The organism is Rossellomorea sp. GAMAL-10_SWC (assembly GCF_049568075.1).
Classification (GTDB): domain Bacteria; phylum Bacillota; class Bacilli; order Bacillales; family Bacillaceae_G; genus Gottfriedia.
The window spans coordinates 1,197,559-1,213,938 of sequence record NZ_CP144911.1 but is presented as its reverse complement, the minus strand read 5'-3'; the positions used below and the strand labels follow the sequence as shown (position 1 = coordinate 1,213,938).

The following is a 16,380-nucleotide window of genomic DNA, read 5'->3' as shown; positions in this document are numbered from 1 at the left end:
TAAAGGATCAAATAAAATGGCTAACGCAATCGTTACAATGGAAATTCCTGCAAATCCCGAAAAAGTATGGCAATTAATTGGCGGTTTCAACTCGCTACCAGATTGGTTACCATATATCCCAAATAGTAAATTATTAGAAGGTGGACGAATTCGTAGTTTGGCAAATCCGGATGGAGATGCAATTGTTGAACGTCTTGAAGCATTCGATGATAAAGAGCGTTTTTTACGTATTCAATAATGAATGCACCATTCCCTATTACAAACTATCAATCGACAATACGAGTTCAAGAGCATCCCGATCGTAATAAATCAATTGTTGAGTGGTCTGGCAGTTTTACTCCTGTGGATGTAACTGATGAAGAAGTTATCAATCTTTTCAATGGGATTTATAAAGATGGATTGGAAGCATTAAGACATGCATTTCAAGTTTTAGCAGTGTAATAGTTAATAAAAAAATCAAGGGGAATACCTATTCCCTTTGATTTTTTTTAAAGTTTTTAAAAATTAAGCATAGGAATACTTCTTAAAATTATTATATCTTAAGCTTATTGTTTTTTTCGCTGTTTTTCATTTCGTTCTACAAATAAGTGATATTTTTGAAATTCATCAAGTTGATCTAGTAGTCTTCCATTTCTTCTTATTACTTACTCTCCATAACTAGAGTCCAACTAAAGTAATCCATCGTTTTATTTGGCTCCCATCCATAAAACAAAAGATGTACCGAATTTAATGAAAAAAATATAACTGATCAGGAGATAAGCTCTACAAATCAGTTATATTTTTTATTAGATTACAACCCATCCTATCCCTGGAATAAATTTCCACCTTCTCCCAAAGGGATTATAATAACCTCCATGTAAATAACCACTTTGGCCATATATTGGATATCCTTGAACATATCCACTGCTCTGCCATGCGCCTATACCTGACCCACCACATCCGCAGCTTAGACCTGGAGAACGATAAAAGTTATCGAATACACTCATCAAATTCACCACCTAAAGATTCGAAATCATAATACTTTATGGTATTTTAGTGAAGCTTGAGCAGGTCCATTTTATATTATCCATTATTCTAGCTTAAAAATTACTATAAACAATCATATCTACTATAGAATATTTACTAACTCCCCATAATTCAACTATTTGATGTACCGTCCGTGAATCCTATCTTTTACCCATCAGATAGGAAATAGCTGCAACTTCCATTATTGCATGAGGATTTGGGCTTCTTTAAGCCATACTGTACCCAAGGTTGAACCTGAGACAAAGTTTCTTTTTTGAGATTGTTTGGATTACGATAATCAACATTAAAACCCACTTTTATAATAACAACAATCATTCAACTCCATTTTTGTACAACTCACGCATGCTTTAGTTGAATTAGGTTATTTCTTTGGTCAACCAAAGTATTCAGTTTTCACACTCCAAAATTCATTAAGATGATTCTACAATTTTAATGATTCAGAGTGTAAAAATCTCTTTATTCCATCATGCTACGTAACTGGAGCGTCTTTCTTATTATTTTAAATAGAAGTAAGGAATAGTATAAAAAAAGGTTGCTAATGTAACAAATAATAAAACAAAAACCCCATAAAAACTTATAGCATTTTGACCAAAAATATAAGTGAAGATGGGAAGTAAAAAAGTGCCAAGCCCAATAATTGTAGTGATTATTCCTACTCTTTTGGCAAGCTTCTCTTTATCACCCAAAAACAACTTTTCGTTAAAACCAATGAGTAAAAATAGCATTTTCTTTTTCCAAATCATATAAGCAAATGCAAAAATCACCAAAGCTGCTAATAAATATATTAAAATATGCACTTACATACCTCCATCTAATTCCTTCAAATTATTTGTTTTCTTCATGGTATTAATTTCCATTTTCAATATTATATTCCACAGTAAATGATAGAAACCTTTTTTATTCACCAATACTGCTAATTGCTTGCTTCAATAAAAAAAGACCATATTCTTATTTAACTAAACTGCCAAATACCTAAATAAAGAGCAGCCAATGGATGCTCTGGATCTTGAACTATCGTATGCGTTAGTTGCTTAACTAATAGTGAAATTTTTCTTACTCAACCAAATAAACCTTAAAAGATTTAGCTTTACCTTCAACTACAACTCGTTCCACCTCTTCTTCCCAAAAAGGCAGTATTGTATCTTTAAATCCATTAATTATTTTGTTCTTAAGCTCTAATTCAGAGCTAAAAAAATCATTGTAGTTGTATATTACAATTACAAAACTATCTTTTTCAATCCAATCTAAATCCCTTATCCAATCTAGATATCTGTCCATACTATCAATACACGTTGTAGGAAATTCAAATTTCCTCTCAATTTGAACGATATATTCCTCCCAGGTATGGATTTTTTCTCCATCCATTTCAACTAGAAATAAAGAAGGGTCATGTATCATTTCTTTTTTTATTTGACTTATTTCAGATGATGTTATTTTATAAATTTTATTCTTGATCATTTAGATAACTCCCAACTAGATTTTAAAAGTTTTTTTAAAAATAATTCAACTTTTTAAATTTATATTCCTTTTTTCTTATTAAACTAATCTGCCATTATGTTGAATAAGAGAATGAAAAAAGACCACAGTGATCTTTACTTTTTCTTATTAAACTAAAGCACTGCTTTAGTTTAATAAGCATTCACATTTTACACTTGATATAACAATTTTAAAAACCTTTGAATAGTAAGTTACAAATAAGTAAAACCATCAGTAGGATGATAAAGAAAATTCCTTTTTTTTCAGGTACTTCTTTCTTTTCACGCATAATTCTTCTATATTTTGATTGAATTTCCCTTTGTTTATCTCCTTTTGTCATGAACAGTCTCCTTTAAATTTGGGGTTTATTTGTAGTAGTTTGACTACGATTAATCAAAATCAAGGTCTTTAAAACATTTAACATCACATTCACCTCTGAAATAATTTCCATTATATGTTAATTTTATCACTGAAATTAAATTCATTCTAGATACAAACAATGCAATTCTTATTCAACTAATCTGCCATTTACTTGAATAAGAAAAACGATCCTTCGTTATTGAAGAATCGCATGAGTTAGTTAAATAAGGAATCATATCTTTCATTTGTAGGAAGACATAAATTTATCTTCCAAATCAAAAAGAGTGATTCCTGTTGTTTTTTCGAAACTTTCCTCAAATTTCCCTGATGAGTTAGTTAAATTTATTATTTCTTTTAAAATTCCTTCTCCATAGTTATCTACAAGATATTTTATAGCGAAGTAACTTTCCATATATACATTTGTGCCATCTTGAAATCTTGCTGTTTGCCACTGTTCCCCATCATATAATGAATCAAAAGATACTACTTTGAAATTGGAAGGCTCTACGATTGTTTTATCATTTCCGATGTATTCAGCTATCCCCTCATTAAACCATAATGGGTAAGCTGAAGCACCAGCTTTTGAACCTGCTACCATTTGACTAAATATATAATGAGTGTACTCATGTAAGATAGACTTTTGAAAGAAATATAGTGGTGTTTCCTTTCTTTCTAAAATCGATTCTATATCGTCGTACTTTATTGCTATTAATTTGTCAAAATCCGAATAAAAACCTGACACATCAATAAGACCACTTAACTCCTGTAACTCTTTTTTATCTTTAAATACGATTAGATCAACAGGTTTTACTCCTACTGTTCCAAAGACTTTTTGGTTTTTATTTATCGCCCAATCTAACGTTTCCTTCGTTATTGGAATGAGTTCTGAAAAATCATTTGGATAGTAAATAGTAATATTATGATATTTTTCTTTTAATCTATTTTCTTTTAATGCCTTTTCAGTTTTACCCTCAAAATTCGCAGTCAGAAACATTCTAATCGATTGAATATACGGTATATTTTCATGAGTTTTTTTCTCCAAAGTTTTGTGAATAAAAACACCCACACCAATGACAAATAAAACTAAAATAATTATTATGCTTGATAAAGTGATACTGAAAGTTTTAATAAGTTTTTTCATTTTGCTAAACCTCGTAAGTTTCAGGGATAATAGAATTAATAAATGTAAGAATATTCCCATTTTATCATTAAATTTAAATAACCTGCACTAGATTTTCGTTAATTAAACGAATTGCCTAGCTATTTCTTGTTCAACTAATCTGCCATTTAGTGTAATAAAAACGACCGCCGAAGCAGTCGTCTTGTTAAACATAAGCATGCGTTAGTTGAACAACGATAAACTATAATGCATGTAAATCTAAGATTGAAAACGATAAAATATTATCTGATTGGTCGATTATAGCTTCACAAGACAATGTTAAGTCACTTTCTTGATTATTTATCCAAAGTTCAAATTCCAATGCATATCCTGACCCATCATTATATTCATAATAACTAATATTCTCATACGCCACATCAGGTGGAATTGTTAGTGAGCCCCAGTGATTTAGTTCTCTTTTGATGTCTTCAATTGTAATTTCTACTGATAGTTTGGATTTAATTTTAATAGTTTCTTTTTTTACTAAATCACAAACAGTTTCTTTAAGTAATATCATTAATTTTTCTTTTATATCCATAATTCCCACCACCTCTTATGATTTTAATAATACAGTATCTTATTGAACTAATCTGCCATTTTGTTGAACAAAAAAAGTAGAATATATTTCTTGCTAGATTAAAAATGGCGATAAAATGATTATACTTTTTCAACTAACTCATGAGTTAGTTTTACAACGTGAGTTGCTTCGGCAGCTCACTCTGTTATTCCTCTATCCTTCCAAAAATGCACTATTGTTGTGAGAACACATATTGAGCGTCTCGCAGCAAATAAGTTGCAGCTTCACTTGAAATGTGTTTCTCGCTTTGCGCCTTCACTTCATTCACAAAGCTGTTCAATTCGTTGTTTGCCAATTTGGCCTGCAGGCTATTGGCAATTCCGGCATTGTCGATCCATTTCGCATCAGCAAAGCGTGTCACCAACGCCTTTAAGGAATCAATGCTTGCCACTGTCTGAAAGTGAACGGTTTTGCTTTCCTGATTACCGACTAGGTCACTGGAGGATATAACAAGGGTATGCTGACCAAGCGGTAAGGTATAAAGCGGAATCTCCGTTCCGATTTTGTAAGCATGCGTATCGAGCGTCACCGTCGTCTTACTGTTGTCGACGCCCGAAAAGTTATCGTTCAATGTAAACTGAGGCGTCAAATCCCCGGAATTTTCATAAATGCTTCCATCCCCCGGTACAGATACCGCGATTACTGGCCCCGTCTTATCGATGCCAATAGCAAGTTGTTTCACTGCTTCCATATTGCCGGCGTTATCTATAGCACGATATTCAACGCTGTGCATACCTTCAGCAGTCAGCGTCAATTCTGTCTTGCTTGTCCAATCGCCACCGTCTACCCTTGTCTCAATGCGATTAACACCAGTTCCAGTTGGATCATCCTCTGGAGTGAACTTCACATGCACATCCTGTGTATTCCAAGCATCGTCACCAGTAACGCCATCTGTAGTAGCTGTTGTAACAGGCGGTTGAACATCGGCGCTTCGACCATAGACCTCAAATTCATAAATATTTGCAGTTCCTGTGTCATTATAATTTTGCGGAGTAGTAATATAAAGCCTTACATACCTAACGTTGGATTTCGTTATATACCTGTCAGTGACGTTTGAAACGTTTCCTGTTACAGAATCAAGGTCAGTCCAAGTAGTTCCATCCAGACTTCCTTGAAGCTTATAATTTTTAGTATTCAGAGATAAGCTATCTCCGCCTTCTCCCGCATGTTTTACTACCCATCTAGATATGTCATAATTTTGTCCAAGATCAACCATTAGCCATTTGTCTACGTTAGTATTTGAAGACCACTTACTGCCACTTAAAGCTGATCCATCTACTACCTTAGACGGTTCGTAACCGGCCACACTTCCATTGGATGTAACCGTCTTGTTCAGAGTTAAATTTACCGGAGCAGGATTGTAGCCTAAAGTGGTAACTTTTAATGGGCTGCTAGTCTCTGATACATTCCCTGCTGCATCCCTGGCTTTTACGGTAAATTTGTAATCTGTATTTGCGGTCAGTCCTGGCACTTTAAAGTTCGTACGCCCTGTTGTCGATCCAATCAGTGTATCGCCTTTATAAACATCGTAGCCTATAACACCTACATTACCCTTAAAATTATCTGCAGATGCATCCCATGATAGAATAGCCATCTTGTCTGTTAACACTTTCGTTGAGACATTAGTTGGTGCGGTAGGCGCTTGTTTATCTGCTGCAATTGCATCCCCCGTATAATTATTGATGGTCCAGGTAGTTACCGTACTTTTTTTCGCGAAGTCTCTTCCATTTATCACCACCCTATCAGCGTAAACATCTAAAATCAACCCTTGACCATTATCCGCAATAGCTCCATCTCTCATCATAGTAAAGTACTGTTTGTTATAGAAAGAACCCGGTAATGTGAGAGGATAATGTATATGTCCAGTTATGAATACGCTTTGAGGATATTTTCCAATAATGTCCTCTAACTTTTGATCCTGTATCTCATCACTTTGATAAGGATCCGAAGGATATTCATCATATACGGTATTATCTAATGGCTGATGAAGGAAGAGAAATATCGGTTTATCAAGACTTGCGTTCTCCGCCAGCCTATCGCTTAACCACTTCATCTGGGTATCCGAAATATATGCGCTATCTTTTTCATCGGTCTCCGTTGCCAAATAGATGAAGTGGTATCCGTTTATCCATTTATCATAATAAACACCTGGCATATCAGTATGTGTCAAAAATCTGTTTTTAGCAGTTTCAAATCCTCCCATCCACCTTACATCATGGTTCCCTAAAACCAAGTTGCGATCAAGTTGAGGATATTTGTTCATTGTTTTCATCAATGTATTATATTGTGCATCTGTACCATTTTGAGTAAGATCTCCAACAACGCTAACAGATTGCACATTATTGCTAACTGCGTCACTCAATGCGTTATCAAGTCTGACATCGTTGATATCACCTTGCGCAACTGAATGTGTATCAGAAATAGTCATAAAGCTAAATTTATAACTGTTATCTCTATCTGGGTCAGTCGAAGCAAGAACCGTAACATTGATGCTTGTTGACAATGCTACATTATTCGGATTTGCAATCCCTGCCGGCAGTTCTAATGTTCCCGTTATCGTGAAATTCTGCTCGGTCTTTACAGCTGGATCGTAACCTGAATCAGCTATATTCCATGTCACAGGTACGTCGACATTTCCGCCATCGGTCACAAGTGCTACATTACTTGGCAATCCAAGGGCCACCGCTGTAGGCGCTATCCCGTTTATTACATCTTTAATCACTGCAGGTGCTGTAATGCTTGTAAGAATCTTCGGCTTCATTTTTGCAAAAACTTCAACCTCAGCCACAGACAACAAAAGAGGTCCACTATGTGATTCCTCAAAGATGATCGTTATCTTTGTAAATTTAGTTCCAGACGGTATAGCAGCTTCCGCAAGATTAAATGTTACCGATTTATCGTTAAATTGAACAGTTTTTGCGCCTAAATCATATTCCTTTCCTGCTTCAGTATAGGCTTTGGCACTTAGTTTTTTAATTTTCCCATTCGTATATTGCGGACGATTATAAACAATAAATTTAGTTAGTTCTTGTGGTTTAGTAAAGTTAAAATCAACGGGTAACGGCAGTGAAATTCCTTCATTTCCAGTGAGACCCCATTTCAATTCCGCCAATGAACTTTCACTTATCATACCGTCAATCAGCTTATCAAAAGCTTTAGCACCACCTTGCATCTTTGCTCCATCACCAGTAACCGTCATATCCTTATTTGATAATGGCAGTTCTATTGGCTCTACGTTCGACGTTTTTGAAAACTGAAACCAGTTGAGGTTGGCTACATATGTTTTTCCCGCCGCTACCTTAAATACAAGGTATACATCATGAGTTCCCGTGATATTGGCAATATCGGTAGATTGAGTCTGGTAGACATTCCAGTTGTCTGGTGCTGTAGCAGCGACAGTAAGTGTTCCCGCTAAAGGGCCTGTCGGACTGTCAAGCCTGATCTCAATATTACCGCCTGCATTTGATCCCTTTACTGAAAGTCTTGCACTAAATTTTGTAGCACCATTAGCATCGCTTCCAAAATCAATATTTTTATATGCTAAATACTGATTGTCATTAGTACCTCCTATACTTTGTCCACCATCTGGGCAATTTTCGACTTTAAGGTAGGCACCCGACTTGGAGCCAAAGCTTTCTGCTTCTATCAGACTATATGCATCGCTTGCTGCATGCACCGGTGTATAGCCAACAATGTTGCTGAGTAGGAATGCAACTATCAGGATTAATGAAAGTAATGACTTATTAAGCCTCGTGAAATTAACCATAAAAAATCTCCTTTTCAAAATAATAGATGAATTCCATGTAGTAAAACAGATTACAACAATTAATAAACTGTGAAGACTAGGTAAATATCAATAAAATATTGTTCCTCCTTTTTCAAAATGATCCTTAATTTTCCTTAAGACTTTTTCTCCAAGTGAAGTCAACTACACTTAAGAATTTTGGTTTCACTTTTTTCAGTGATATGGTGAAAAGTATCACAACGACAATTATATTTGCGCTATGTAAATTACACATTAATTTAATATTAATCAATTATTATTGAAATCAATTCGTGTTAAGTAATCCGTAATGATATTTGGAACGCTCAATTAGATAATATTTAAATTAAACCCTTTTACCCTTAAATGCTTTCCTGTAGAAAGGAAAACAAATAGGAAATACTAAAGTATCTTAAAATCTAGTATCTATTACTTCCATTTCTATTTCCTTAAGCTAGAATTGTTTTTCAATGTCTAAATAAACACAAAAAAGTTCAAGAACATTTACGATCTTGAACTTATATAGATGAATTTGAAGTCATGCCTGCTAGCTATATTTTTCGGTTTACTAGCTTTCACGGATTCTTCTAAATTCAAAAATTGTTATAAAATTAGCCATTAATTATACATCTTAATTATTGACCATATATAAAGTAAACTTAATTTTTATGTTAACCAATAAATTCTATTAAGATATTCTTAATAATGTTTAGACTATATCTTTTATATTTAAATTTTCTAATTCAACTAAACTGCCATTTTGTTGCATAAAAAAATCGACTAAACAGCCGATCATGTTGTTCAACTAAAGCACTACTTTAGTTGCATAGTGAGGCTTCATTTTTTTTGTCTTGCAGTAGCATATCTGAAAATTAATGCTACCCCTAATCCAAAAGTTATACTTATTAATGAGATATAATTATTGTTTATTTTTCCTTCAAGAAAAGTAAAGAGTATTGAACTAACAAGAGCAACTAATGCTATTAAAAAAATAACCGTTTTTTTCATTTTTCCATCCTCCTCATTTAATATATTTCATCAAAAAATATTCGAATTCCTATGTCTTTAATCTCCAATACAATTTTTCTTATTGAACTAAACTGCCATTTTGTTGAATAAGAAAATGCGATCTTCTAATGAAGTATCGCAATGCGTTAGTTACATAAGATTTATGATTAATTCTTCCATTTAGTAATCGCATATAGAATTTCATTTGGGTTTGGATCGTGTTCTAAATATCCTCCGTAATGAGATACAAGTACTCCGCAACTGTAATCTTGGCTAATAATCCATATGTCTTCATTGTCTATAAGTGTCCATAGAATATCGAAGTTTTTTATTACCCATTTTCCATTAATAAGAAAAATGGGACTATCTTCTATACCAATAAATAAATATACCAATTGCTCTTCAATATCTATTCCCTGCACATATTGAATTACTTCTCTTTCCCAACTAAATTCCTTTCTAAAATTACTATAATTTAATATAAAATCCCCTTTATGTAAATCATAGTTCCATTTTTCATGAACTTTATCAAGTATCTTTTCCAATTCAGGAGTAGTGATAAATTCGCATTTTTCTATTACAGTTGCTAGATCTTTAGGTAGTATATTCAGTAATTCATTTCTCTGATTTTTTTGCTTAGTAACTTTAAATTTTTGTTGTATAAGTAATTTACGGTCGTTCATTATCTCACCACATTAGTTGTTTTTTCTAATGATACCATTTATATAAATGTCCAGTTAATACAACAAAAGCATTGCTTTAGTTGAATTAGGTTATTTCTTTGGTCAACCAAAGTATTCAGGTTTCACACTCCAAAGTCATCAAGATGATTCCACAATTTTAATGATTCAGAGTGTAAAAATCTCTTTATTCCATCACAGCTGCGTAACTGGAGGGTCTTTCTTATTATTTTAAATAGAAGTAAGGAACAGTATAAAAAAAGGTTGCTAATGTAACAAATAATAAAACAAAAATCCCATAAAAACTTATAGCATTTTGACCAAAAATATAAGTGAAGATGGGAAGTGAAAAAGTGCCAAGCCCAATAATTGTAGTGATTATTCCTACTCTTTTGGCAAGCTTCTCTTTATCGCCTAAAAACGACTTTTCGTTAAAACCAATGAGTAAAAATAGCATTTTCTTTTTCCAAATCATATAAGCAAATGTAAAAATCACCAAAGCTGCTAATAAATTTATTAAAATATGCATTTACATACCTCCATCTAATTCCTTCAAATTATTTGTTTTTTAATGGCATTAATTTCCATTTACATTATTATATTCCACTATAAATGATAGAAACCTTTTTTACTCACCAATGCTACTAATTGCTTGCTTCAATAAAAAAAAGACCATATTCTTATTCAACTAATCTGCCATTTACTTGAATAAAGAACGATCTTTCGATATGGAAGGATCGCTAGCGTTTGTTGGGTAAAAATAAAAAAGAGAATCCTTACCAGAGGATTCTCTTTTTTGGGTTAATTTATATTTTGGGCAAAAGCAAACAAGCTTGTAAAAAGAGAGAACCTAACAAGAAAGCTAATCCTAATTTATCGAACTTTATCGAAGCAATCTGGTCTCCTAATATGGATAAGGTTTCTTTCTCATTCCGACATTATTAATTTGAACGTCGACACTCACTGTTACTTTTGCCTTTTTAAATGTATCATTCCAATTCCCTTCATATTTTTTATAAATTTTTGGGTTAGCCATGTGTAATTTTTCACCAAATCCAAATGCATCTCCACCGAGTTTTTTCACTTCAGATATGCCTTTTTCTATTGATTGTTTTACAACATTTTCAGCTGATTTTTCATATTTATTAAGCGTTATTGCTTTATCAAAATTGTCATTACAAAGTACCTCGTCAATATGGCCAATTGATTTAATTTTTATATTTATTATTGGAATATTACCCTTCATTTTAATTTCCGTCTTTGATTTTACCCGAGTAAGTTCCATCGAATCATAGTCTTTTTTATTACATGGTATTTCTATATTCGTTTCCTTGATCAGATTATCAATAATTTGTATTGATTTTGCCGGTGGCCCATCTAACCAACCAACTAATTTTCCGTCTTTAAATATTCCTGTGCCATTAATTTTATCATAACTTGATTTGACTTTATTAGCATTTTCAAGTGTCTGTGATGTTTTACTTTCATCTTCTAAACTAGCACCATTTATTACTGGTTCTCTTCCACTACTAGAAATTGCAGAAATTGCCTCACGCATTAATGTTTCATGATTTTCTCCTAAAAGAGCAGATGTATTTTTAATTTTACCTACAAGTGATTTAGCTGATATTTTATCAAGTGATGCTATATTATTCATTATTTTATCTACGCTTTTATTTCTTGCAATAATGACTGGTATATTTACACGAATTTTAGAATCTCTTTCAAATACATCGAAAATATAATTCAGTGATTTTTCTTTTGCTAATGTTTCTCCTATTATGATAAGTGAAACATGAGAATAAATATTAGATCGAGATCCTTTTTTTGACACATTTCGTGCAGCTTCTGAAATTGTTCTACCTTTTTCCTCTAATGCAATAACTGGAATACCTTGAGAACCTGCCTGTGTTGCAATTGCACTAGGATTAATAATTTGAAAGATTGTTTGATATTTTTTTTCTATTGGTAAGTAATCGATCCCCATTGCATTCACAATCGCTATTTGATTTAATTCTTTATAATTAGAGCAACCACCTAAAAGTATACTTACCATAAGAAATGAAATAAAAAATTTCTTTTTCACATTTTATTCTCCAATATCTTGGCTTTTTTGAATTATAAAATTTAAAAGCAAAATTCAATTCCTAAAGGGGTTCATGATACGTATTATATTTTTTCCTTTGTTTTGTGATTTTATGTACCATTTTCCAAAATCCAAACTACAGTGTATACATTTTCTTATTGAACTAATCTGCCATTTAGTTGAACAAGCTCGCATATTACATTCCTGTTTTGCAATTTATAATAAAGCTTGTCTTCACCTATATTCGTTATATATAGATAAATCAAAAAAATCGTCATTCTTAAAAATGACGATTTTCCAATTAATTAGATTGTAGAAGTATTTTTCGTTAATGCTGGCTTTAAATGTAAGATTAGTCCTTCATTTTCAGCAGCAGTTCCGATTGTAATTCGAATTCCATTAGGGAATGAACGGATAATGTATCCTTTTGATTCTAGATCTTTAAAGATTTCTTGGCTGTTTTCAAGTGGAACAAATATAAAGTTTGCTTGAGATGGGTAGAATTCGATTCCGTAGCTGTTGAAGAATTCTTCGTATTGTTCCATGCCTTTTTTATTTTGTTCAACACAGTTTTTAATAAAGACTTGGTCTTCAAGTGCTGCTATTGCTGCTACTTGAGATAGCATTGATGTGTTAAATGGTAGTCTAGCGATATTTAATTCTTGAATTAATTTGCTATTTGCGATTCCGTAACCAATTCGGAAAGATGCTAGGCCGTATGCTTTTGAAAATGTTCTTAATACAATTAGATTTTCAAATTTATTTAGTAATGAGATTGTATCAGGGAAATCTGATGCTGATACATATTCAACGTAAGCTTCGTCAACAACTACAAAAGTTGAGCTTGGTACTTTTTCTAAAAACTCGACTAATTTGCGGCTTCCAATATATGTACCTGTTGGGTTATTTGGATTACAAATCCAAACAATTTTAGTTTTCGCGTCTACTTGTTCAAGCATAGAATCTAAATCGTGTACACCTTTCACTAAAGGTACAGGTCTAACTTCAGCACCTTCAATAACTGCGTGATGAGCATATTGTGAAAAAGTTTGTGATGCTTGTACAATATTATGTTCTTTTGTAAGCAACGCTCGACTAATCATTTGAATAACTTCGTCAGCACCACTTCCGAATATTAATTGATCCGGCTGTATATTTAGGAAGTTTGCTAATTTGTTACTAATTTCTTCTGTCGCTCCATCTGGATAAATCGCAAACTTACTTACTACATTACGTAGTTCTTCAAAAACTTTAGGAGAACATCCGAATGGATTTTCATTTGATGCAAGTTTTACTACTTTGTCTAGACCATATTCACGCATGACTACTTCACTTGGTTTTCCTGGTGTGTATGCTTGAAGAGTCAAAATTTGTGGTTTCACGTACATGCTATTTTCTCCTTTTATTCAAAGTTTTGTATAATGTTGTCAGTTTATCATATTATTAAGCTTTTAATCTAGTACTATTTTCAAGAATATTTCAAATTATCTAGTTCCATAATACCTGCGTTATCTTGAGCATAGCTTGTTTCAAATTCAAATAAAAAGTAGAATCAAAAGACTCTACTTTTCAATCCAACTACCCATATAAGCCGGATCTTCATATTGATGTGCTTCTTTTACTACGTAAAGTGGTCTAAATGTATCTATCATAACTGCTAGTTCTAATGTTTCTTTCTTTCCAATACTGCCTTCAGTTTTACCTGGATGTGGTCCATGTGGAATACCTGATGGATGTAATGTAATAGACTCTTGTTCAATCCCTTTTCTACTCATAAAGTTTCCTTCTACATAGTAAAGGACTTCATCACTGTTTACATTACTGTGTACATAAGGCGCTGGAATTGCTTCAGGATGATAATCATACATCCTTGGTACAAATGAGCACACTACAAAATTATGTCCTTCGAATGTTTGATGTACTGGTGGTGGCTGATGAATTCTTCCTGTAATCGGTTCGAAATCTTCAATATTAAATGCCCATGGATATAAATACCCATCCCAACCTACTACATCAAATGGATGATGTGTTAAGACATGTTTATAAAGGTTTCCTCTTGCTCTAGTTAGAACAGTAAATTCACCTTTTTCATCATATGTCTCTAATGTTTCTGGTCCTCTAAAATCACGTTCGCAAAATGGGCTATGCTCAAGCATTTGGCCATATTCATTGCGATAACGTCTTGGCGTTGTTAATTGGCTATTTGACTCAACAATTAAAAACTTCGTATCATCATTTGGAACTACTTTGTAAATTGTTCCAATAGGGATCATGATATAATCCCCTTTACGGTAAGTAATTGTTCCAAACATTGTTTGGATTTCACCTGAACCGTAATGGACGAAGAACATTTCATCTCCTTCACCATTTCGATAAAAATGCTTGCTTTCTTCCGTTACGTTAGCAACTGCAATTAACAGATCAGAGTTACCTAAAACGTATACTCTTCCTTCTAAAGCATCACCTGTATGCTCTAAATTGTTTGTACGAATATGGCGGTGTTGCAGGGATGTTTGTTCTTCAAATTCGATTTGAAGTGATTTATAAAATGATGTTTCACTAACGGATGTAGGCATATGGTTATGATATAAAATAGATTGAGTACCTGAAAATCCTTTTGTTCCCATTACCTGCTCTCTGTATAATGATCCATCTTCTTTACGAAATTGAATATGTCTTTTCTTTGGAATCTTACCTAGACTACGATAATACACACGCTTCCCCTCACTTTCTTACAGTATTTCGTAATGTACCTAAACCTGTAATGCTTAACTCAACGACGTCTCCATCTTCTAACCAGCGATGTATTTCTTCACCAAGTTCTAAAATACAACCTGTTCCAACAGTTCCGGAGCCAATCACATCACCTGGATATAGCGTTACATTTTTTGAAGCATGAGAAATTAATTCTGGAACGGAATAATAAATTGAAGAAAAGTTGCCACTAGAAATGACTTTTCCATTAACTGCAGCTGTCATCTTCAAATCATAGCTTTTACCTGTTCTAAATTTCTCAATTTCATCTTTCGTTACAATGCAAGGTCCTAAAGAAGTAGCAAAATCCTTACCTTTTGATGGACCTAAGCCAACCTTTACTTCATGTGCTTGAATATCTCTAGCACTCCAGTCATTTAAAATTGTATAGCCAAGAATATAATCATCGGCTTCTTCAACTGGGATATCTTTACCTTCTTTACCGATAATACAAGCGATTTCTAATTCAAAATCCATCTTTTTGCAATTAATTGGAATGCTGACATGATCTTCAGGTCCAATAACCGCTCGATGATTCGTAAAATAGAAAACTGGTACGTCATACCACTCAGGTATCATCTCTAGACCTCTTCTGCCGCGAGCAGTTTTCACATGCTCCTCAAAGGCATAAAAGTCACGAATACTTTGTGGTTTTGGTAATGGTGCTCGCAATTGAACGGAAGAAAGTGGAATACCTTCTTCTGTTATTTCTGCTATTTCATTTTTATATAAATCATAGTTTTCTAGAATTGTTAGTAAATCCGCTGGAATTCGGCCATTACTAGCTTTATTCAGATCGATGACTTGATCTTCAACTAATAAACCTGCACGCTCATTACCATCATATTGAAAAGTTATAAATTTCATACCTTCACCTTTTTCTTTCAATTGCAAAAGTATCAGAAATAGCACGAGTGTAAGAATGACCAGCAAGGCGACCGACTGGATTTAGCTTTTCAGTATTGATTTTGCCATCTGCATATAATTCATCATTTATATGAACATTAACGACTTTACCAATTACTAAACTTCCAGCACCTTTGTTCTCACCAAAATGTAGTAGCTCATGAAGCTCACATTCTAGTCCTACTAAACTTTCTTTTACTCGAGGAACTTGCACAGTTGTTCCATCCACTTTTGTAAGCCCAACTTGTTCAAATTCATCTACTCCATATGGAAAATCTGCAGCAGCATTATTAACTTGATCGCAAATTTCTTCACTTACAATATTAATAATAAATCGTTTCGTCTGTTCAATATTTTTTAATGTGTCTTTTTTCTCGCCGTCTGTACCTCTGATCATTGGTGCAAAGCACACTAACATCGGGTCAGCACAAATCGCTGTAAAGAAACTAAAAGGTGCAACATTCGCTACACCTTCTGAGTTTACAGTTGAAACAAAAGCAATCGGACGAGGCAACACTGAACCAATTAACAGCTTATAAGCATCTTGCCATGGTAAAGTATCCGGTCTAATTTCCATTGTTACAA

15 protein-coding genes and 1 pseudogene are annotated in these 16,380 nt (G+C 33.3%); 1 reads left to right on the top strand and 15 read right to left on the bottom strand.

The genetic code is table 11. The annotated features are described in order from the left end of the window. Positions 1-16: 16 nt before the first annotated feature. Positions 17-441 (top strand): annotated as a pseudogene (locus tag V5E38_RS05780) (SRPBCC family protein). Positions 442-785: 344 nt separating this feature from the next. Here V5E38_RS05780 and V5E38_RS05775 read toward each other — a convergent pair. From V5E38_RS05775 to V5E38_RS05705, 15 genes are all read right to left on the bottom strand, one after another. After that, positions 786-986, bottom strand: coding sequence for a hypothetical protein (locus tag V5E38_RS05775; protein WP_499212501.1), 201 nt, complete (start codon positions 984-986; stop codon positions 786-788). A gap of 534 nt (positions 987-1,520) precedes the next feature. Beyond that, positions 1,521-1,823 carry a DUF3784 domain-containing protein gene (locus V5E38_RS05770; protein ID WP_499212500.1) on the bottom strand — a complete coding sequence of 101 codons (303 nt, stop codon included), beginning with the start codon at positions 1,821-1,823 and terminating at the stop codon, positions 1,521-1,523. Between the two features lie 256 nt (positions 1,824-2,079). Beyond that, positions 2,080-2,484, bottom strand: coding sequence for a barstar family protein (locus tag V5E38_RS05765; protein ID WP_499212499.1), 405 nt, complete (start codon positions 2,482-2,484; stop codon positions 2,080-2,082). A 208-nt stretch (positions 2,485-2,692) separates the two neighbouring features. Then, complete coding sequence (locus tag V5E38_RS05760; protein ID WP_156339613.1) at positions 2,693-2,842, bottom strand: hypothetical protein; 150 nt, start codon at positions 2,840-2,842, stop codon at positions 2,693-2,695. A gap of 261 nt (positions 2,843-3,103) precedes the next feature. Continuing rightward, positions 3,104-4,003, bottom strand: a complete 900-nt coding sequence (locus V5E38_RS05755; protein ID WP_499212498.1) for a gluzincin family metallopeptidase — start codon at positions 4,001-4,003, stop codon at positions 3,104-3,106. Positions 4,004-4,223: 220 nt separating this feature from the next. Then, positions 4,224-4,559: a DUF7668 domain-containing protein gene (locus V5E38_RS05750; RefSeq protein ID WP_499212497.1), complete on the bottom strand. Its 336-nt coding sequence runs from the start codon at positions 4,557-4,559 to the stop codon at positions 4,224-4,226. 211 nt (positions 4,560-4,770) lie between these two features. Continuing rightward, complete coding sequence (locus V5E38_RS05745; RefSeq protein WP_499212496.1) at positions 4,771-8,364, bottom strand: carbohydrate-binding protein; 3,594 nt, start codon at positions 8,362-8,364, stop codon at positions 4,771-4,773. Positions 8,365-9,198: 834 nt separating this feature from the next. Then, positions 9,199-9,369 (bottom strand): hypothetical protein, encoded by a 171-nt coding sequence (locus tag V5E38_RS05740; protein ID WP_499212495.1) that lies wholly within the window; start codon positions 9,367-9,369, stop codon positions 9,199-9,201. A 167-nt stretch (positions 9,370-9,536) separates the two neighbouring features. Then, positions 9,537-10,052 carry a hypothetical protein gene (locus tag V5E38_RS05735; RefSeq protein WP_499212494.1) on the bottom strand — a complete coding sequence of 172 codons (516 nt, stop codon included), beginning with the start codon at positions 10,050-10,052 and terminating at the stop codon, positions 9,537-9,539. A 223-nt stretch (positions 10,053-10,275) separates the two neighbouring features. Further along, positions 10,276-10,578 carry a DUF3784 domain-containing protein gene (locus V5E38_RS05730; protein WP_499212493.1) on the bottom strand — a complete coding sequence of 101 codons (303 nt, stop codon included), beginning with the start codon at positions 10,576-10,578 and terminating at the stop codon, positions 10,276-10,278. Positions 10,579-10,953: 375 nt separating this feature from the next. Continuing rightward, positions 10,954-12,135: a Ger(x)C family spore germination protein gene (locus V5E38_RS05725; protein ID WP_499212492.1), complete on the bottom strand. Its 1,182-nt coding sequence runs from the start codon at positions 12,133-12,135 to the stop codon at positions 10,954-10,956. A gap of 305 nt (positions 12,136-12,440) precedes the next feature. After that, positions 12,441-13,523: a pyridoxal phosphate-dependent aminotransferase gene (hisC, locus tag V5E38_RS05720; protein WP_499212491.1), complete on the bottom strand. Its 1,083-nt coding sequence runs from the start codon at positions 13,521-13,523 to the stop codon at positions 12,441-12,443. Between the two features lie 174 nt (positions 13,524-13,697). Continuing rightward, positions 13,698-14,849: a homogentisate 1,2-dioxygenase gene (locus V5E38_RS05715; RefSeq protein WP_499212490.1), complete on the bottom strand. Its 1,152-nt coding sequence runs from the start codon at positions 14,847-14,849 to the stop codon at positions 13,698-13,700. 10 nt (positions 14,850-14,859) lie between these two features. Beyond that, positions 14,860-15,756: a fumarylacetoacetate hydrolase family protein gene (locus V5E38_RS05710; RefSeq protein ID WP_499212489.1), complete on the bottom strand. Its 897-nt coding sequence runs from the start codon at positions 15,754-15,756 to the stop codon at positions 14,860-14,862. Positions 15,757-15,760: 4 nt separating this feature from the next. Further along, positions 15,761-16,372 (bottom strand): flavin reductase family protein, encoded by a 612-nt coding sequence (locus V5E38_RS05705; RefSeq protein WP_499212488.1) that lies wholly within the window; start codon positions 16,370-16,372, stop codon positions 15,761-15,763. Positions 16,373-16,380: the final 8 nt, after the last annotated feature.